The sequence below is a fragment of the Paenarthrobacter sp. RAF54_2 genome (assembly GCF_052113945.1).
Taxonomy (GTDB): domain Bacteria; phylum Actinomycetota; class Actinomycetes; order Actinomycetales; family Micrococcaceae; genus Arthrobacter.
Window position 1 is genome coordinate 15,153 of the sequence record NZ_JBFRDV010000008.1, and the last position, 17,801, is coordinate 32,953.

A 17,801-nucleotide genomic window follows, 5' to 3' on the forward strand; every position below is an offset into this window, starting at 1 on the left:
ATTGCCAAAAATTGCAAACAATTCTAGACTCAATTTCAGTACCTGTGGTGAACATCGCGTCGAGGCGAGTAGGAACCCTTTCAACCCAGCCCAATCCCGAAAGGAAAAGCTGTGAAAATCATTGCCGCTGAAGTCTTCGTGACCAGCCCCTCCCGGAACTTCGTCACCCTGCGCATCACTACGGAGGACGGTGTAACGGGCATTGGTGACGCGACGCTCAACGGCCGGGAACTCGCCGTCGCCGCGTACCTTAAGGAGCACGTGGCGCAGCTGCTGATCGGGAAGGATCCGCACCGGATCGAAGACACGTGGCAGTTCCTGTACCGCAGCTCCTACTGGCGCCGTGGGCCCGTGACCATGGCCGCGATTGCCGCCGTGGACATGGCGCTGTGGGACATCAAAGGCAAGGTGGCCGGCATGCCCGTCTATCAGCTGCTCGGTGGTGCATCCCGGAACGGGCTGCGTGCCTATGGGCATGCCTCGGGTTCGGACATTCCCTCGCTGTTCGACTCAGTGCGTGAGCACCTGGAGCTGGGTTACAAGTCCATCCGGATCCAGACCGCGGTCCCAGGCATCAAGGCCGTCTATGGAGTTGCCGCCCAGGCCCAGGCATCTGGCGAACGCTACGACTATGAGCCTGCCGGCCGGGGTAACTTCCCGTTGGAAGAGGACTGGGACACCCGTGCCTACCTGCGGCACCTGCCTACCGTGTTTGAGGCGGTCCGGAATGAGTTCGGCCCGGAGATCCCGCTGCTTCACGATGGCCACCACCGGATGACTCCGATCCAGGCGGCGAAGCTTGGCAAGGCGCTGGAGCCGTACGACTTGTTCTGGTTGGAGGACTGCACTCCGGCCGAGAACCAGGAGGGCCTGCGCCTGGTCCGCCAGCACACCACTACGCCGCTGGCCATCGGCGAAATCTTCAACACGGTGTGGGACTACCAGACCCTCATCAAGGAACAATTGATCGACTACGTCCGCGCGGCCTCCACGCACTTCGGTGGGATCTCGCCTTTGAAGAAGGTCATGGACTTCGCCGCTCAGTACCAGATCAAGTCAGGCTTCCACGGGCCCACGGACATCTCCCCGGTGGGCTTCGCCGCCCAGTTGCACGTTGGCCTGGCCATCCACAACTACGGCATCCAGGAATACATGCAGCACTCGGACAAGACCAACGAGGTCTTCCAGCAGTCCATGACGTTCAAGGACGGCTACCTGCACCCGGGGGACGAGCCCGGTATCGGCGTGGAGTTCAACGAGGAAGCAGCCGCTGCCTTCCCGTACCAGCAGGCTTACCTGCCGTACAACCGTCTTGTGGACGGCAYCGTCCATGACTGGTGATTCCGGTTTTGCGGCCAACGCCCATCCGCACATTGTGGTGATGGGCGTGGCCGGTTGCGGCAAAAGCACTGTCGGCGCAGCCGTCGCTGAGCGGCTCGGAGCCGAATTCCTCGACGGCGATTCGCTGCACCCTCAGCGGAACATCGACAAGATGGCCTCGGGTACTCCTCTCAATGACGAGGACCGCGCACCCTGGTTGGCCGAAATCGGCAGGCGATTCACGGCGTCGAACTCTGCTCTTGTCATAGCGTGCAGCGCGCTCAAGCGTTCTTATAGGGACATCATCCGCAGTGGCGATCCGTCAGTGGTGTTCGTTCACCTGCACGGCACGCGTGAGTTGCTGAATGAGCGCATGAACGCCAGGCCCGGCCACTTCATGCCGGCGTCCTTGCTGGATTCGCAACTCGCAACGCTTGAGCCGTTGCAATCCGATGAAGCCGGCTTGGTAGTGGACATCGACCAGCCCGTGAAGAAGATCGTGGACGACGCGTTCTCAGCACTCGAAGGAGCACTGTCCTAGCTCGTTGCACTGGAACGTCCGGCACTGCCCACAAGGCGGTGCCGGGCTCTTCTTATTGGTGCAGAATGCATGAAATGGGAAAGTGTGAACGCTAACAACGTTGTAAATCAAGACTTCCGGACGAGGTTCCCACCTGCAATCATTTTGTGATCCAATCCACTTGACCGGCGGTATTGTTAGCGTTCACAATGGCAGTCGTATCACCTTGAAGTAGCCTGTGCCGCCCCCAGCGCACAGGCAACCCAGCTTCACCGTGCCGGACGCGCAGATGCTCCGGCTGCATCAGAGTTCGCGGCAAAGCTGCCGCGGAAGGAGAGCATCGTGAGATTAAAGAAACTCCTGGGCGCCGTAGCGGTTGTCCTTACCTTGACCGTGGGAGCCACGGGCTGCGGTAGCCGCGGAGGAGCTGCAGAATCCAGCAGCACCGCCAAGCCCAGCGATTCGCTGGTCGGYATTTCGATGCCGACGCAGACGTCCGAGCGGTGGATTGCCGATGGCGCCAACGTTGAGAAGTCCTTGAAGGACCTTGGCTACAAGACTGACCTTCAGTTCGCCAACGATGACATCCCTACGCAGGTTTCCCAGATTGAGAACATGCTGACCAAGGGCGCCAAGGCCCTGATCATCGCAGCAATTGACGGCACCACGCTGACCGACGTCCTGGCCAAGGCCAAGGAACAGAACGTCAAGGTCATCGCCTACGACCGCCTCATCAACGGAACCCCCAACGTTGATTACTACACCACCTTCGACAACTACACCGTGGGTGTCCAGCAAGCTACGTCACTGCTCACCGGCCTTGGCCTCGTGGACGCAAGTGGCAAGAAGGTTGATGGCAAGGGCCCGTTCAACGTGGAGCTCTTCGCCGGAAGCCCGGATGACAACAACGCCAACTTCTTCTGGACTGGCGCCATGGACACCCTCAAGCCGTACCTGGATGCAGGCACCCTGAAGGTTCCCAGTGGCCAGACCAAGTTCGAGCAGGCAGCGATCCTGCGCTGGCAGGCACCCGTTGCCCAGAAGCGCATGGAAGACATCCTGACCTCGGCTTACAGCTCCGGCACCAAGCTGGACGGCGTGCTCTCCCCGTATGACGGCCTTTCCATCGGCATCATCTCGGCCCTGACCAGCACCGGTGGCTACTCCACCGGAAAGCTGCCGGTAGTTACCGGCCAGGACGCCGAAAAGGGCTCCGTGAAGTCCATCATCGCCGGCGAGCAGTACTCCACGATCTTCAAGGACACCCGCCAGCTCGGCGCGCAGGCCGTGAAGATGGTTGACGCCGTGCTCAAGGGTACGGAACCGGAAACCAACGACACCAAGACCTACAACAACAAGGTCAAGGTTGTTCCGGCCTTCCTCCTGAAGTCCGTCATCATCACCAAGGACAACTACAAGAAGGAACTCATCGACTCGGGCTACTACAAGGAATCCGACGTCAAGTAAGCATTTCCTTCGGGTTGTGGTCCCGCTTCTGAAGCGGGGCGGGGCCACAACCCACCATGAGCCGGCCGAATCCCCGGCCAAGCAAAGTTTCCAACCAGTCAGTGGGAATTGACGATGAACGTACCCATTCTTCAAATGCGAGGAATAACCAAGACCTTCCCCGGGGTCMAGGCCCTTCAGGACGTCACCCTGGATGTAAACCGCGGCGAAGTCCACGCCATCTGTGGAGAGAACGGCGCCGGGAAATCCACCCTGATGAAGGTGTTGTCCGGGGTGTACCCGCACAACTCCTTTGACGGCGACATCCTTTTTGAGAACGAACCCTGCGAATTCAACAGCATCTCGGACAGCGAGAAGCGCGGGATCGTGATCATCCACCAGGAGCTGGCGCTTAGCCCGTACCTTTCCATCGCCGAGAACATTTACCTCGGCAACGAACTGGCAAACAACGGCTGGGTGGATTGGCGAAAAACCAACCTCGAAGCCGCCAAGCTGCTTGCCCGCGTAGGTCTGAGCGAAAACCCCGTCACACCCATCCAGCACATCAGTGTTGGCAAGCAGCAGCTGGTGGAGATTGCCAAGGCGCTCTCCAAAGAGGTGAAGCTCCTCATCCTGGACGAGCCAACTGCTGCGCTGAACGATGAAGACTCGGACCACCTGCTGGACCTCATCCTGCACCTCAAGGGCCAGGGCGTCACCAGCATCATCATCAGCCACAAACTCAACGAGATCCGCAAGGTGGCCGATGCCGTCACCATCATCCGCGATGGCAAGTCCATCGAGACCCTGCGGCTGGACCAGGGCCAGATCACCCAGGAACGCATCATCCGCGGAATGGTGGGACGTGACCTTGAAAGCCTCTATCCGGACCGGACTCCGAACATCGGCGAGGAAGTCCTCCGCATTGAAGACTGGACCGTTCAGCATCCCCAGGACCACAGCCGCACCGTGGTGCACAATGCCAACATGAATGTCCGCAAGGGCGAAGTAGTGGGCTTGGCGGGCCTTATGGGCGCGGGCCGCACCGAGTTGGCCATGAGCGTCTTCGGCCGGACCTACGGACGCGCCGTTTCGGGCAAGGTCTACAAGTACGGCGAAGAGATCAACACTTCCACCGTTTCGGACGCGATCGATCACGGCATTGCCTACGCCACCGAGGACCGCAAGCATTATGGCCTGAACCTGATCGAGGACATCAAACGGAACATCTCCATGGCAGCGCTGAACAAGCTGGCCAAACGCGGATGGGTTGATGGCAACAAAGAAACCACCGTTGCCAACCACTACCGGAAGAGCATGAACATCAAGGCGCCGTCCGTTGCAGCCATCACCGGCAAGCTTTCCGGCGGTAATCAGCAGAAAGTGGTGCTGAGCAAGTGGATGTTCTCGGATCCGGACGTGCTGATCCTGGACGAACCAACCCGCGGTATCGACGTCGGCGCAAAGTTCGAGATCTACACGATCATCAATGAACTCGCGGCCGCCGGGAAAGCCGTGATCGTGATCTCCTCGGAGCTTCCGGAGCTCCTGGGCATTTGCGACAGGATCTACACGCTGTCCGCAGGGCACATCACCGGCGAGGTTCCCATCGCCGAGGCCACCCAGGAAACCCTCATGCACTTCATGACTCAAGAGAAGGAATAGCCAACATGTCCGCCCTACGAGAATCCCTTGGCTTTCTCACAAGCCGCCTCCGCCAGGTTGGCATCTTCGTCGCCCTGATCCTGATCGTTATCCTCTTCCAGGTCCTGACCAACGGCATCCTGCTCGAACCGCAGAACGTCAGCAACCTGGTGGTGCAGAACAGTTACATCCTGATCCTCGCCATAGGCATGGTGATGGTCATCATCGCCGGGCACATCGACCTCTCCGTCGGATCCATCGCCGGGTTCATCGGTGCTGTTGCCGGTGTGATGATCGTCCACTGGGGCTGGGCATGGTGGCTCGCCATCCCGGCTTGCCTCCTGGTAGGTGCCTTGGTGGGTGCCTGGCAGGGTTACTGGATTGCCTATGTGGGCATTCCCGCCTTCATCGTCACCCTGGCCGGCATGCTCATCTTCCGCGGCCTTACGCTCATCACCCTTAAGAACCAGCAGATCACCCCGTTCCCCAACGAGTTGCGGGCCCTCGGTGGAGGCTTCCTCCCCGATATCTCCGGCGGCACATCCGTACTTGAATGGTTGACGGTCATCCTGGGCGTTGGCGGCACCGCAGCCATCCTCTTCCAGGCCATCAAGGAACGCCGGGTTCGCCGCAAGTTCAACCTTGAGAATGAGCCGATGGCATGGTTTGCCGTCAAGAACGGCTTCATTGCCGTACTGATGCTCATCATCACGTTCCTGCTGGCCAGCTACCGAGGAACCCCGATTGTGCTGATCGTCCTGGCAGTCCTCGTGATCCTGTACTCGGCATTGATGAACAACAGCATCTTCGGGCGCCACACCTACGCCATTGGTGGCAACCTGCATGCAGCAGAGCTTTCCGGCATCAAGACCAAGAAGGTGACTTTCCGGCTGTTCGTCAACATGGGCGTCCTCGCCGCGTTGGCCGGCCTTGTGTTCACGGCACGACTGAACTCCGCCCAGCCTGCTGGCGGTACCGGCTTTGAACTGGACTCCATTGCTGCCGCATTCATCGGTGGCGCGGCCGTCCAAGGTGGTATCGGTACCGTTGCGGGAGCAATGATCGGTGGCCTCATCATGGGTGTCCTGAACAACGGTATGTCCATCCTTGGCTTGGGAACCGACTACCAGCAGCTCATCAAGGGCCTGGTTCTGCTCCTTGCAGTCGGCTTCGACATCTTCAACAAGAACCGGACCGGTGCTGGTGGAGGGTCCTCAATCAGCCGCCGCTTCAAGTGGAAGACAACGCCTCCGGCAACCGAATCTGCGCCAGCTGCCAAGACTGAACCTGTGCGGGTAGACGCCAAGTAGCAAAAAGCCTTGGGATTGGCCTGCATCCTGCTCCCAGCTGAGCTGACCTGCTCGGTGTGAAGAGCCGGATGCAGGCCAATCCTGCCCAAGCCCGCCATACGAATCCATAAAGTGAGGTGCGATGTCTCCCGGTGCACCATCAAGCAGGCCACCCGTTATGGGGGATGTAGCCAAGTTGGCCGGGGTCTCGCACCAGACCGTTTCCCGTGTCTTGAACAACCACCCCAACGTCAGCGGGAAGACCAGGGAACGCGTGGAATCGGCCATCGCCAGCCTTGGCTACCGGCGTAACACCGCAGCCCGCAGCCTGGTGACGCGGCGCTCCCGGACCATAGGTGTGCTGGCCTGCGAAACCGGCCAGTACGGACCGGCAAATACCTTGCTGGGCGTGGAGCAGGCGGGCCGGGAAGCAGGCTATTTCGTCAGCATCGCCAACCTCCGCGAAGTGACCGGCGACAGCATCAACGACGCCATCACGCATTTTCGCAACCAGGCTGTGGAGGGGGTAGTTATTCTGGTACCGCATCCGGATGTCCTGGCCGCCCTCCGTGACGTCGCCGTCCCGTTTCCCATGGTGGCCGTGGGCGCCGGAACCGGGAACCAGCTGACGGGTGCTTCACTGAACCAGCGTCTGGGAGCGCGGTTGGCCGTGGAACATCTCATCGGGCTCGGACACCGCCACATCGGACACATTTCCGGTCCGCCCCACTGGATCGACGCGGCTGAGCGCATCACGGGATGGCAGGAGGCACTCGGCAACGCCGGCTTGGAGGCCGACGTTCTCCTCCAAGGGGGATGGGACGCCGCCTCGGGATACGAAGCAGGCCTGGCGCTCATTGAACAGCGCAAACCAGACGATCAGCCCACTGTCACCGCCGTCTTCGTCGCGAACGACCAAATGGCGGTGGGAGTCCTTCGCGCCCTGCAGGAAGCTGGGTTGCGAGTTCCGGAAGACATCAGCGTGGTGGGATACGACGATCAGCCTGAAGCTGCGTTCTTCCTGCCGCCACTGACCACCATCAAACAGGACTTTGAAGAACTCGGCCGCCGTTGCATGTCCGCGGTACTCCATCAGTTGGAAAACGAGCCAGGCAGTGAGGAACAGATCGTCAATCCCAAGTTGGTTGTCCGTTCCACCACCGCGGCACCTGCGCTTCGCCCGGCTCCGTCCCCACTAAACTAGAAGCCATGACTTCCACCAGTACCCCCGCAGCAGACACTGCAACTGCCCGTGCCCGCCTTCTTGAACTCATTAAAGAGTTGGCGGTGGTCCGCGGAAAGGTGATCCTCTCCAGCGGCAAGGAAGCTGACTACTACATTGACCTCCGCCGCATCACCCTGCATCACGAGGCCTCCAAGCTGGTGGGTCAGGTTATGTTGGCAATGATCGACGACGCCGGGATCCCGGTTGAGTGCGCTGGCGGACTCACCATGGGTGCCGACCCCGTAGGTACCGCTGTCATGCACGCCGCTGCTGACGCCGGGCGCGCCGTGGACGCCTTCGTCGTCCGCAAGGCCCAGAAGTCGTACGGCATGGGCCGCCAGGTGGAAGGTCCCTCGGTTGAGGGCCGCAATGTGGTTGTCCTCGAGGACACGTCCACCACCGGCGGGTCCGCACTGACCGCCGTCGAGGGTGTCCGTAAGGCCGGCGGCAATGTGGTTGCCGTCGCCGTCATCGTGGACCGCGACACCGGCGCGAAAGAGAAGATCGAAGCCGAAACCGGCGTGCCCTACCTCTTTGCCTTCGGCAAGGATGAGCTGGGCCTCAACTAGGGAGTTTGCAGGCAAACTACGGGGCTGTAAGGCAGTGCCCGCGAAGCCTATGCTAGCTGCGTGGACGTTCAAGTAGGGAAGCTCCAGGCTCCGCCGGAGGTGAACGAAAACCTCCCGGGCCGGGGCTCTGCCATGCCCGGATCAGGAGCAGGGGATGCTGCCGGTCCGGCTGACTGGGCACGGATCCTGCCCCAGGTTTCCCGGATAAAGCGGATATCGCGCCGCGACTTCCTTATCACCGCAGGGGTTTCCGTGGCACTGGCCGGAGACATGCTGTTTACCCGGCGCGTGCAGGCGGAACGGCGGGCCACCAAGATCCTGCGCGTCCCGGACTCGTACTCGGATCTCTACTTTCCGAAGGCCAGCTGGATCCTGTTTCCCGGGTATAAAACCAGTTGGGAAGAGGCACAGTGGATCCTGAACTCACTGCGCCCTGCCCTGCACCAGCGCGGCCGCCTTGCCGCCGTCGGGTATTCCAACCTTGGCCTGGATGTTGATGAGGTGGTCCGCGAACTCGTTCTGCATGTGCGCGAACTGGGGCTGGAGAAGCTGTATTTCTACGGCCACAGCTTCGGTGGGATGCTCGCCACGCAAGTTGCCGCCCGTCTGCTGGAGCTGCATGGTGTGGAGACCCAGCTGATCGTCCTGGATTCCAGTCCCTTCAGCCGCGCTGATGTGCTGGATCAGAGCTGGTTCGACGGCGTGGTGTTCCTTTATGAGAACGGCTTCCGCATCCCTTCAGTCCTGCGTGGCGGCTATGAACTGGGGGAGCGGGTGGCGCACAAGGACGAACGCACCTGGCGGCAAATCCTGGACCAAAGCCTGGAGCAGCTCTCGCCGATTGCCCCCTCCAGCGTGCTGATCCAGACGGAGTCTGCATACATTTACCACTTCGATGGCCTGCGTCTCGCCGGCAAAATCGGCTCGGCCAAAATGGCGTTCCTGGGCAACTCCGAGGACAAGACCGTCAACTACGAGTCTGCTCGGGCGGCGTGGAGCAAGGTCTTCGCGGCGAACATGAAGCTCCCGGTGCTGAGTACGGAGGGTGCCCGGCCCGCCCATGCCAGCCCGCAGTGGAGTGCCGACATTTATCGGCCCCTGTTGGAGCGCGTCCAGAATGAGCTGGAACCGCTGCCGCCTGCACCCGAGGAGCCGTCGTACCAGGAGCCGAATGGACGGGTTATCCGGCCGGCGTAGGTTTTGTTGCTGGGCTTCCGCTCCATCACCCCGCAACGGTTCAGCCCCGCAGCGCTTCAACCTCGACGGCGGTTAGGCCGGCCTCGCGCAGGAAGCTGCGAGCATCCCCGAATTCCCGCGCGAAGCCCACCAGGAAATGCCGGATCGCGGCTTCAGGGCTCTGCAGGATCATGAGGTCAGGGCTGAAATACTGCGCGGGAGTGGACGGGACGTGGAGCCGCCATGTCTCGGCCATGACCTGAAGCAGGTTCGGAAGGTTGCGCGTGGTGGCCGTGTAGTCCTTCACCACGGCCTCGTCCGATTCACCCGCGGCCATGAGCGCGATCGCCGACACCACTCCAGTCCGGTCCTTGCCCAGCGAACAATGAACCAGTGTGCGTTTGCCTTCCGCGACAGGACGCAGGGCATCGGCAACCCAATCGGGCCGGACGCGGATCCAGCCCAGATACAGATCTCCCAGATCCTCCGGAGTCTCCACTGCCTGCAGCGACCCAGCCACCGTGTTGGGATCCAACGGATTATGGATGAGCTCGACGGCGGGTCCGACGACGGCGGTACTCCCGCCACCGCCGTCGGGCTTGTTCGAAGGAGAGGGGCCGCCCGGAACCAGCCACGGAACCAAAGACCGCTCGAGCTCGTTGCGCAGGTCCATGATGGCCTGGATGCCATGCTCCGCCAGGAACCCCGATGTCGCGGCAGCATCCAGACCAAACGGCTGGCTCCCCCTCAGTATCCGGCCACCGGCCAGAGGACGGAGGTTGAGCACAGCCATGACGGGACTCCTTTGGCTTAGATCTGGCTCTTGAGGTCGGCCACGGAGCTCAGGATCTGGTTGGGGCGGAACGGGAAGGACACGATTTCCTCGCGCTGGGTGATGCCGCTGAGCACCAGAACCGTGTGAAGGCCGGCTTCCATACCTGCCACGATGTCGGTGTCCATGCGGTCGCCGATCATGGCAGTGGTCTCCGAGTGGGCGTCGATCTGATTCATGGCCGAGCGGAACATCATGGGGTTCGGCTTGCCCACGATGTACGGCTCGCGGCCAGTGGCCTTGGTGATCATTGCCGCGATTGCGCCCGTTGCCGGCATGGGGCCGTCCTTGGAAGGGCCAGTGGCATCAGGGTTTGTTGCGATGAAACGGGCGCCGGCAAGGATGTGGCGAACGGCCATGGTGATCGCTTCGAAAGAGTAAGTGCGGGTCTCGCCGAGCACCACGAAGTCTGGTTCCGTGTCCGTGAGGATGAAGCCGGCTTCGTGCAATGCAGTGGTGAGGCCGGCCTCGCCGATGGTGTAGGCGCGGTTGCCGGAATCAGAGGATTGGACCTGGTCCTTGAGGAACTGGGCTGTGGCCAGCGCGGACGTCCAGATGTTCTCTTCCGGAACTTCAAGACCGGAGGCCCGGAGGCGGGCGGCGAGGTCGCGCGGGGTGAAGATGGAATTGTTGGTCAGGACAAGGAAGCGCTTGGACGTATCCACCCAGCGCTGGATGAGCTCGGCTGCACCGGGGATCGCCTGGTTTTCATGAACCAGCACGCCGTCCATGTCCGTGAGCCAGCATTCGATTTCGTGGCCGTTCCGGTAAACCGATGCGGACGTGTGGGGCGTGGATTCTTCTGCCATATTTGCCTCCGGCTGGGATTGGTCATGCACTGCCTCCCAGTCTTTCATTATTCGCAGCTGGAGACATCCCGTGGTCTCGATGGCGTTAACTATAAACTAAGTGTATAGATGGAGCTGTGAACAACTCACTCACCCTTCTGGGCCTTTTGAATCGCGAGCCCAGCTACGGCTACGACCTCAAGCACTCTTACGACCGATACTTCGGAGCAGGCAAGGCGCTGGCCTATGGACAGGTGTATTCCACGCTGGCGCGCATGGTCCGTGATGAGTTGATCCGGGCTTTGGGCGAAGAGACCGGGGGAGGTCCTGATCGAAAAAAGTATGCGATTACCGACGCCGGAGAGGCCACGGTGCGCGATTGGCTCTTCACTCCCGACATTCCCTCGGAATCCCTGCAGAGCAACCTCTTTGCGAAAACCGTCATCGCACTGCTGCTGGATGACGATGCCGAGCGGTTGCTTGACGTGCAGCGCAGCCAGCACATGGCCCGGATGCGGGAACTGACGCGCGCGAAGAAGGAAGCAGGCCTGCTGCAGGTACTGATGTGTGACCACGGTCTGTTCCACATCGAAGCGGACTTGAGATGGATCGACCTCACGGCCGCCCGCCTGTCCCAACTCAAAAAGGAGCTTCAGAGCGCATGAGCATCCAGACACCCATCCTCAGTGCCCGCGGGTTGCACCACTCCTTTGGCCCGACGGAGGCGCTCCGCGGAATAGACCTGGATGTCCATGCCGGGGAAGTATTGGCCGTCATGGGTCCATCAGGTTCCGGGAAGTCCACGCTGCTGCACTGCCTGGCCGGGGTCCTCGTGCCCGACCGCGGGACGGTGACGTACAACCCCGTTGACGAAGTGCCCTTGCAACTCAACGAACTCAAGGAGACCAAGCGGGCCCGGCTGCGGCTGACGGACTTTGGATTCGTCTTTCAATTCGGGCAGTTGCTGCCGGAACTCAGCGCGGTCGATAACGTCAGCATCCCGTTGCTGCTTAAGGGGATCAAACGACCTGAAGCGCTGGAGCGATCCAGAGACATGCTGCAACGTCTTGGCTTGGACGGACTGGGCGAAAAGCTGCCTGGCGAATTGTCTGGTGGCCAAGCCCAACGTGTCGCTGTTGGCCGTGCCTTGGTGACGTCCCCTGCGGTGTTGTTCGCAGATGAACCCACTGGCTCGTTGGACTCCCTCGCCTCGGAAAACGTACTGACCTTGATGCTCGATCTTGTCCGCGAAGCCGACACGACCGTGGTGATGATCACCCACGATGCCCGAACCGCTGCCTATGCAGATCGGGAAGTCATTGTGCGCGATGGTGCTCTGGGCGCCGGATACCGGGTGTCCACGTGAACTGGGGACTTTTCCGCCTGGCTGTGGCCGGCAGCCGCTCCGCCTATGGCAGGTTGACTGGAATCGCTGGAGGAGTCGCCGTCGGGGTCTGTCTTTTGTCGTTGCTCTGGGGTGGCGCCAACGGATTGCAAGCCCGGGACGACCGTGGCGCCTGGCTGCGCGAAACGGGGCATCCGTCCGTATCAGATTCGGTAGATGCTTCGGGCCTTGCCGCTCCCATCCCCTTGACTCCGGAAACGGTGCTCATGAGGAGCAACGGGCTGGAGATTTTCCGGGATCAACTCATTGAGCGCCGCGATTTCGCTGCGCTTCCGTCTGCGACCGTGAACATCCCGGGAATTGGTAGCCCGCCGGAATCCGGGAGCTACTACGCCTCGCCGGCGCTACAACGCCTGATCGAATCGACGCCCCGGGATCAGCTCGGAGACCGGTTTGGGGAGTTTGCCGGCGTGATCAGCGATGCGGCGCTGCCCGGGCCCGATTCCATGGTTGCCATCACTGGGGCCTCTGAGGCAGAGCTCCGAAAGAGCGGAAACACCTCGTTGGTTTCGGACTTCACCAGCAACCCGTACGGAGGCAGCGCCGCCTCCTACACCACCGTGCTCCTTGTCGGAGCGATAGCAGTGTTCTTTCCCGTGTTGCTGTTGATCAGCATCGTCACAGATTTAGGAGCAGCGCAGCGACGGGAACGGTTTGCGACCCTGCGACTCATTGGGGCCTCACCCGGCACAGTCTCCCGGATTGCCGCCGTCGAAATTGCCATCCCCAGCCTGATCGGTGCCGCGATAGGCCTCGCCATGGCGGTGATGTTGACGCCTGCCACTGCCCAGATACCGATCAACGGCACCAGAATGTTTGCCGCTGATCTGCACACCGGATGGGCCGCCAATGTTGCGGTGGTGGCTGTAGTCGTGGTGGCGTCTGCACTTATCGCCGCCATTCGGACCGCACGCGCAGACGTTGGGCCTCTAGGGGTGACGAGGGTGGTTCACGAGAAGAAGCCAACAATTTGGCGAACAGTGCCGCTGGTTATGGGGCTCGCCTTCATGACTTTGGCGGTTGTTCTCATCCGTGTTCTGAATTTCCGGCTGCCATGGCTTGAGTCCCCGCTCTTGGTGGTCGGATTCATGATGGTTCTTGCAGGCATCGTTGTGATCGGCCCGTGGCTGACTCGAATGGTGAGCCGGATGGGCCAGCGACAGGCACGAAGCGCGGCCGCAATCGTTGCCGCAAGCCGTATTCAAAAGACTCCGGCGGCTACTTTCCGGTCCGTATCGGGGCTTGTGATTGCAGTGTTTGTTGTCTCGGTTTTCGCCGGCGCATCCAGCATCCTGGAATCCACCGAGAGTCCACAGCCGCGCCCCGGGTTGATGCAGCCCACCAGCCTCCACGCAACTGTGGGGTCTGGAGAAACACAGGTCCGGGTAGGGAAAGCGGCTTTAGCTGCGAAGGAATTGCCCGGAATTCTCAGTGCCACCATTGGCTATGGCTCGGCTGTGCTTTCGGACCGGGGCGCCGGACCCGAGCTCTACTTCCGGGCCTCAGAAGCTCGGGCCTTGGGGTTCGAGGACATTCCGGCAGCAGAAACTGTCGCAGTGGACAGCGCCTTCCTCTACTTCTGGACGGCTCAGCCTCTGGCCTTGACACCGTCCCCCRACGGGACTCTGGCGGGTCTTGTTCCGGTTGTCATAGTCGTGGACACCGACGGCACTCCTGAGGCCATGGACCGCGCCCGGACTGCGTTGAGCCGCTCGGGCGTCACGGCCACCCCTGCGTCCTCCCCCTCTGACTTTCACTTGCAATCATCCAAACGCCTGATCCAGGGCCTTGCCGTGCTTGCGTACCTCGGAATGTTCGTTGCCGTCGCCATCGCCGGGCTTTCCCTCGCTGTGGGGACGGCCTCGGCCATCCTGGACCGGCAAAGGGTTCTTGGGCTTATGCGCCTTATGGGGATGCCAGCATCAATTCTGCGTCGAATCATTGCCCGGGAGGCTGCAGTTCCCCTCCTGAGCGTGCTGCTGCTTTCCATCGGCCTCGGGTTCCTCACGGCCTGGCTCATGGTCACCGCAATCAACGACGCATACCAACTCTCGTGGCCGGAGCCCGGATATTTCATCGCCTTGGCGCTGAGCCTGGTCCTGGCGCTCAGCGCCGTCATCGCCACCTTTGGCCTGATCCGGCGAAGTACTTCTGTGACGGCTACCCGCTTCGAATGAAACTGCGGTTCGAAGGGTGACATCCCGTGGTGTGCCTATGTGGGTAGTTCTGCCCATGTGGATACTCGGCTTTGACTTGCGTTGGGCGGCTCAGCCTCGACTACGCTTGTCCCGGCGCAGGCGTGCCACCACCGTGGGTCGGGGGATCGACATGGTGGATTTTTTGTGTCGCCGCACTTCAGCAGGTCCCCAGTACTGGATCGACAACCGGATATCCCCAGATACGCCGGTACTCAACACGTTTGAAAGGGCCTGTCATGAGCAACAACAATGGAGTGCCGCAGCCTCCGTACAATCCCGACTGCCTGCCGCAGCCGCGCTACGACACCGGCCAGGAGCAGTATCGGCAGTATCAGCCGGGCCAGACCCAGCCGATGTATCAGCCGGAAGCGCAGTACCAGCCGGAAGCGCAGGGGCAGGAGGGCCAAACTCAGGCTCTCCCCACACAGCCGGCTGTGACCCAGATTTTCCCCACGCAACAATTCCCGACCCAGCACGGTCACCCTGACGGTGAGTTCGCGGAAACCGTCCACCGATACCCGGAAAGTCAGCCGGGTCAGCCCGGGTTCACCCCGCCGGGCAGCGGTTACCCCGGTCAGCCCGGCTACCCCGGCCAGCCCGGCGGACCCAGCCAGGGCCCGGGCGACCACAACAAAAAGGCGCTGTTCCTGATCCTCGGAGGGGTCGCCGTCGTCGTGATCATTGCGCTGGTAGTCGTGTTCGCATGGTTGATTCCTTCGGTGACCAAACCCGTGGCCGTAGAGAGTCCGGTGTCTTCGGCCAGTGCCTCGGACGAAGCCTCCGACGCAGCGTCCGAACCGTCCGCAGAGCCGTCTGGCGAGGCAACCGCTTCCTCGGAGATTCCGGAGGGTGCTATCCCGCTGCCCAGCGTGTGGGAAGAATTTGCCGGCCCGACGAATGTTCCGGCCGACGGCGATCCGCTGTTCAGCAAGTGGGTAACGGGCGAATCTTCCTTCCAGTACCTGGCCGAGTGGACGCATGACGAATCTTTCGGGATCACCAAGGACCCCACCACCGGTGAAGAAATCCAGAAGAAGGCCCAAGGCACGGTGGAGGCGGATGGCGACGGCATTGCCCTCGCTTATGCATTCTTCGCCGAGTCCGACGAAGGCAAGTTCGGCAAGGATCCGAAAGAGATCAAGGCCGCGATCGAAGATATCGAGGCCCGGTACAAGGGCATGACCGCCACGGAACTGCCCCAGAACCTGGTGGGCCACAAGTGCACCTCGGACTTCAAGACCTCGATGCCCGAGATCCGCGAATTCCGCCGTGGCGCAGCAGTGGTCATTGGCTTCACCTGCACCAACGCGCGCGGCGAAGAAATCCAGGCAGTCAACCTGTTCTCGGTTACGCCGTGGGGAACTCCGCAGATGCTGGGCGTTAGCGGGCACAAGACCTACTGGGATGCCCACCCCGGCCTGATGGAGCAGCTGGCCAACTCGTACCGCATCAACAAGTGGAAGATGGTCTAGGCGCTCGGGCAAAGAGGCAAAGACCGGGCAGGGCTAAAGTTGAGGGGTGACTGACCTTCCCCCCAACACAGCCCTGCCCACCTCTGCCCACACCGCAGCAGACGCTGACGGAACGGCGGCAGAAGGCTGGACTGAAGCGAAGCCGGAGGTCGGGGTCGGGCCTTGGGAAGGCGAATGGCCGGTAGGCGAGCACTGGGACCCGGACCTGCTGAGGGACGGCGACCGCCGCAATGTGGTGGACCAGTACAGGTATTGGAAGCACGAGGCGATCGTCGAGGACCTGGATTCCAAGCGGCACGAATTCCATATCGCGATCGAGAACTGGCAGCACGACCTCAACATCGGCACGGTTGTGCGTACCGCGAATGCCTTTCTCGCCAAAGAGGTCCACATCATTGGTCGACGGCGGTGGAACCGTCGCGGGGCGATGGTCACCGACCGCTATCAGCACGTCCGCCACCACCCTACTGTTGAGGAATTCGTCCAATGGGCGGAGGGGGAGGGGCTAGCCGTGATCGGCATCGATATCTTCCCTGATTCCGTGCCGCTGGAGACCTACGACCTCCCGGAAAAGTGCGTCCTGGTCTTCGGGCAGGAAGGCCCCGGCCTGACGCCCGAGGTGCACGAAGCCGCTGTTGCTACGTTGTCCATTGAGCAGTTCGGCTCCACGCGTTCCATGAATGCTGCCTCGGCTGCCGCGATCGCGATGCACGCGTGGGTTCGCCGGCACGTGTTCCAGCAGCCTGTGCGTTAGCCCCACTTCCCTTTCCGCCGAGTTGACACATAATGACAATCCCAGGGCCCGGGATTGTCATTAAGTGCCATCACGGCGAGAGGTAGGCGGCTATGGCTGTGGATAACCCAGCCGGGTGCTCAGTGGAGAAGCCAGAATGGGGCATGCGCAGAAAAGAACTACCGGAGCATCTCACAACCGGTTCATTCTCTGTGCGCGCATCGGACAAGGCGGGCGTATCGCGGTCCCGGACCCATGCCAAGGACTTGGTGCTGGTTTCCCGGGGAATCCGTGTGCCCGCCGGGTCCGATGCTTCCGGAGCTTCGGCTTTGCGCGCCTACACGGACCTCGATGACAACTCAGTGCTGGCTTCCCTGAGTGCGGCAAGGATCTGGGGTATGCCGCTGCCCGCCAACGTCAGCGGGGATTGGCGCATCCATCTCGCACGACGCCGGGGATTCAGCTTTCCCCGAAGGGTCAACGTGGTGGGCCACCTCCTCACCCTTCAGGCCGAGGAGACGGTTGAGCACGACGGCGTCAGACTTACCTCGCCTGACCGGACCTGGCTGGACTTGGCCCCACTCATAACCGTGGAAGACCTCGTTGCCGCCGGCGATCACCTTGTGTGCTCCCACGGTCCGGAGTTCCCTGTCCCGAAGACCGCCGTATGCAGCACAGATGAACTAGCGGAGACCGTGCGTCGCCACCCTGGCATGCGGGGAGTGCGAACGGCGCGGGCAGCTTTGGAACTCATCCGCGTGGGGGCTGATTCTGCTCCGGAAACCATGATGCGGTTGGCTCTGATCGACGCGAACRTCCCCGAGCCCGAGTTGAACCTTGTGGTGCGCAATCACATCGGCCAAGCGGTGCTGTGGCCGGACGGAGCGTACCGCGAATTCAAGATCTCGCTCCAATACGACGGCCAGCACCATGGTGGGTCCGAGCAGCATCTGCGGGACATTGAACGCCAGGAACGTTCCCTGGCCCATGGCTGGCTGGAGGTCCGGATCTCCAAGCGGGACCTTGAAGGCGACAGACCCGCCGTCGTTCATAAGGTGCGCCGGGCCCTCCTCAGCCGAGGCTGGTCACCGAAATGACAGTTAATCGCAATCCCGGGGCTCAGGACCATCATTAAATGTCATCTCGCGCCATCGAAGCGGAAGTGTTAAGAGCTCCAGTGACCC

General features: G+C 61.5%; 16 protein-coding genes. 14 read left to right on the forward strand and 2 right to left on the reverse strand.

What is annotated here, in order from left to right; translation table 11 throughout:
• Positions 1 to 111 precede the first annotated feature (111 nt).
• The 8 genes from manD to AB4Y87_RS09740 all read left to right on the forward strand — a co-directional run bounded on the left by manD (position 112) and on the right by AB4Y87_RS09740 (position 9,210).
• A complete protein-coding gene (gene manD, locus AB4Y87_RS09705; RefSeq protein WP_442004141.1) occupies positions 112 to 1,341 on the forward strand; it encodes a D-mannonate dehydratase ManD in 1,230 nt (409 codons plus the stop codon).
• Entirely contained in the window at positions 1,331 to 1,861 is a 531-nt protein-coding gene (locus AB4Y87_RS09710; RefSeq protein WP_442004142.1) for a gluconokinase, read from the forward strand. The genes manD and AB4Y87_RS09710 overlap by 11 nt, the downstream gene beginning before the upstream one ends.
• 321 nt (positions 1,862 to 2,182) lie before the next feature.
• Positions 2,183 to 3,307: a multiple monosaccharide ABC transporter substrate-binding protein gene (chvE, locus tag AB4Y87_RS09715; protein WP_431117898.1), complete on the forward strand. Its 1,125-nt coding sequence runs from the start codon at positions 2,183 to 2,185 to the stop codon at positions 3,305 to 3,307.
• A gap of 114 nt (positions 3,308 to 3,421) precedes the next feature.
• Entirely contained in the window at positions 3,422 to 4,951 is a 1,530-nt protein-coding gene (gene mmsA, locus AB4Y87_RS09720; protein WP_442004143.1) for a multiple monosaccharide ABC transporter ATP-binding protein, read from the forward strand.
• A 5-nt stretch (positions 4,952 to 4,956) separates the two neighbouring features.
• Positions 4,957 to 6,240 carry a multiple monosaccharide ABC transporter permease gene (gene mmsB, locus AB4Y87_RS09725; protein ID WP_442004144.1) on the forward strand — a complete coding sequence of 428 codons (1,284 nt, stop codon included), beginning with the start codon at positions 4,957 to 4,959 and terminating at the stop codon, positions 6,238 to 6,240.
• Between the two features lie 157 nt (positions 6,241 to 6,397).
• Entirely contained in the window at positions 6,398 to 7,423 is a 1,026-nt protein-coding gene (locus AB4Y87_RS09730; RefSeq protein WP_442004145.1) for a LacI family DNA-binding transcriptional regulator, read from the forward strand.
• Positions 7,424 to 7,428: 5 nt separating this feature from the next.
• A complete protein-coding gene (pyrE, locus tag AB4Y87_RS09735; protein WP_216922127.1) occupies positions 7,429 to 8,013 on the forward strand; it encodes an orotate phosphoribosyltransferase in 585 nt (194 codons plus the stop codon).
• Positions 8,014 to 8,073: 60 nt separating this feature from the next.
• Positions 8,074 to 9,210, forward strand: coding sequence for an alpha/beta fold hydrolase (locus AB4Y87_RS09740; protein ID WP_442004146.1), 1,137 nt, complete (start codon positions 8,074 to 8,076; stop codon positions 9,208 to 9,210).
• 40 nt (positions 9,211 to 9,250) lie between these two features.
• Here the strand turns inward: AB4Y87_RS09740 and AB4Y87_RS09745 are convergent, their stop codons facing one another.
• Together AB4Y87_RS09745 and AB4Y87_RS09750 are read right to left on the reverse strand one after the other, a co-directional pair.
• On the reverse strand, positions 9,251 to 9,982 hold the full coding sequence (locus tag AB4Y87_RS09745) for a tyrosine-protein phosphatase (protein WP_442004147.1): 732 nt from the start codon (positions 9,980 to 9,982) through the stop codon (positions 9,251 to 9,253).
• Positions 9,983 to 9,999: 17 nt separating this feature from the next.
• The gene (locus AB4Y87_RS09750; protein ID WP_223935648.1) at positions 10,000 to 10,830 is read right to left on the reverse strand and encodes an HAD-IIA family hydrolase; all 831 of its coding nucleotides are present in this window, start codon (positions 10,828 to 10,830) and stop codon (positions 10,000 to 10,002) included.
• 116 nt (positions 10,831 to 10,946) lie between these two features.
• Here AB4Y87_RS09750 and AB4Y87_RS09755 point away from each other — a divergent pair, with 116 nt between their 5' ends.
• The 6 genes from AB4Y87_RS09755 (at position 10,947) to AB4Y87_RS09780 (ending at position 17,714) form a co-directional block, all read left to right on the forward strand.
• Positions 10,947 to 11,474, forward strand: coding sequence for a PadR family transcriptional regulator (locus AB4Y87_RS09755; RefSeq protein WP_442004148.1), 528 nt, complete (start codon positions 10,947 to 10,949; stop codon positions 11,472 to 11,474).
• On the forward strand, positions 11,471 to 12,175 hold the full coding sequence (locus tag AB4Y87_RS09760) for an ABC transporter ATP-binding protein (protein WP_442004149.1): 705 nt from the start codon (positions 11,471 to 11,473) through the stop codon (positions 12,173 to 12,175). Before AB4Y87_RS09755 ends, AB4Y87_RS09760 begins: the two co-directional genes overlap by 4 nt.
• On the forward strand, positions 12,172 to 14,391 hold the full coding sequence (locus AB4Y87_RS09765) for an FtsX-like permease family protein (RefSeq protein ID WP_442004150.1): 2,220 nt from the start codon (positions 12,172 to 12,174) through the stop codon (positions 14,389 to 14,391). Before AB4Y87_RS09760 ends, AB4Y87_RS09765 begins: the two co-directional genes overlap by 4 nt.
• Positions 14,392 to 14,648: 257 nt before the next feature.
• Entirely contained in the window at positions 14,649 to 15,884 is a 1,236-nt protein-coding gene (locus tag AB4Y87_RS09770) for a hypothetical protein (protein WP_442004151.1), read from the forward strand.
• A gap of 46 nt (positions 15,885 to 15,930) precedes the next feature.
• Positions 15,931 to 16,638, forward strand: a complete 708-nt coding sequence (locus AB4Y87_RS09775) for a TrmH family RNA methyltransferase (protein WP_442004152.1) — start codon at positions 15,931 to 15,933, stop codon at positions 16,636 to 16,638.
• Positions 16,639 to 16,781: 143 nt separating this feature from the next.
• Positions 16,782 to 17,714: a hypothetical protein gene (locus AB4Y87_RS09780; RefSeq protein ID WP_442004153.1), complete on the forward strand. Its 933-nt coding sequence runs from the start codon at positions 16,782 to 16,784 to the stop codon at positions 17,712 to 17,714.
• The last annotated feature ends 87 nt before the right edge of the window (positions 17,715 to 17,801 follow it).

What these genes read in the sequence shown, in the direction of transcription:
- mmsB (WP_442004144.1), top strand. Translation starts at nt 4,957, where the DNA reads ATGTCCGCCCTACGAGAATCCCTTGGCTTTCTCACAAGCCGCCTCCGC.
- AB4Y87_RS09745 (WP_442004147.1), bottom strand. Translation starts at nt 9,982, where the DNA reads ATGGCTGTGCTCAACCTCCGTCCTCTGGCCGGTGGCCGGATACTGAGG.
- AB4Y87_RS09730 (WP_442004145.1), top strand. Translation starts at nt 6,398, where the DNA reads ATGGGGGATGTAGCCAAGTTGGCCGGGGTCTCGCACCAGACCGTTTCC.
- AB4Y87_RS09770 (WP_442004151.1), top strand. Translation starts at nt 14,649, where the DNA reads ATGAGCAACAACAATGGAGTGCCGCAGCCTCCGTACAATCCCGACTGC.
- AB4Y87_RS09710 (WP_442004142.1), top strand. Translation starts at nt 1,331, where the DNA reads ATGACTGGTGATTCCGGTTTTGCGGCCAACGCCCATCCGCACATTGTG.
- AB4Y87_RS09760 (WP_442004149.1), top strand. Translation starts at nt 11,471, where the DNA reads ATGAGCATCCAGACACCCATCCTCAGTGCCCGCGGGTTGCACCACTCC.
- AB4Y87_RS09750 (WP_223935648.1), bottom strand. Translation starts at nt 10,830, where the DNA reads ATGGCAGAAGAATCCACGCCCCACACGTCCGCATCGGTTTACCGGAAC.
- pyrE (WP_216922127.1), top strand. Translation starts at nt 7,429, where the DNA reads ATGACTTCCACCAGTACCCCCGCAGCAGACACTGCAACTGCCCGTGCC.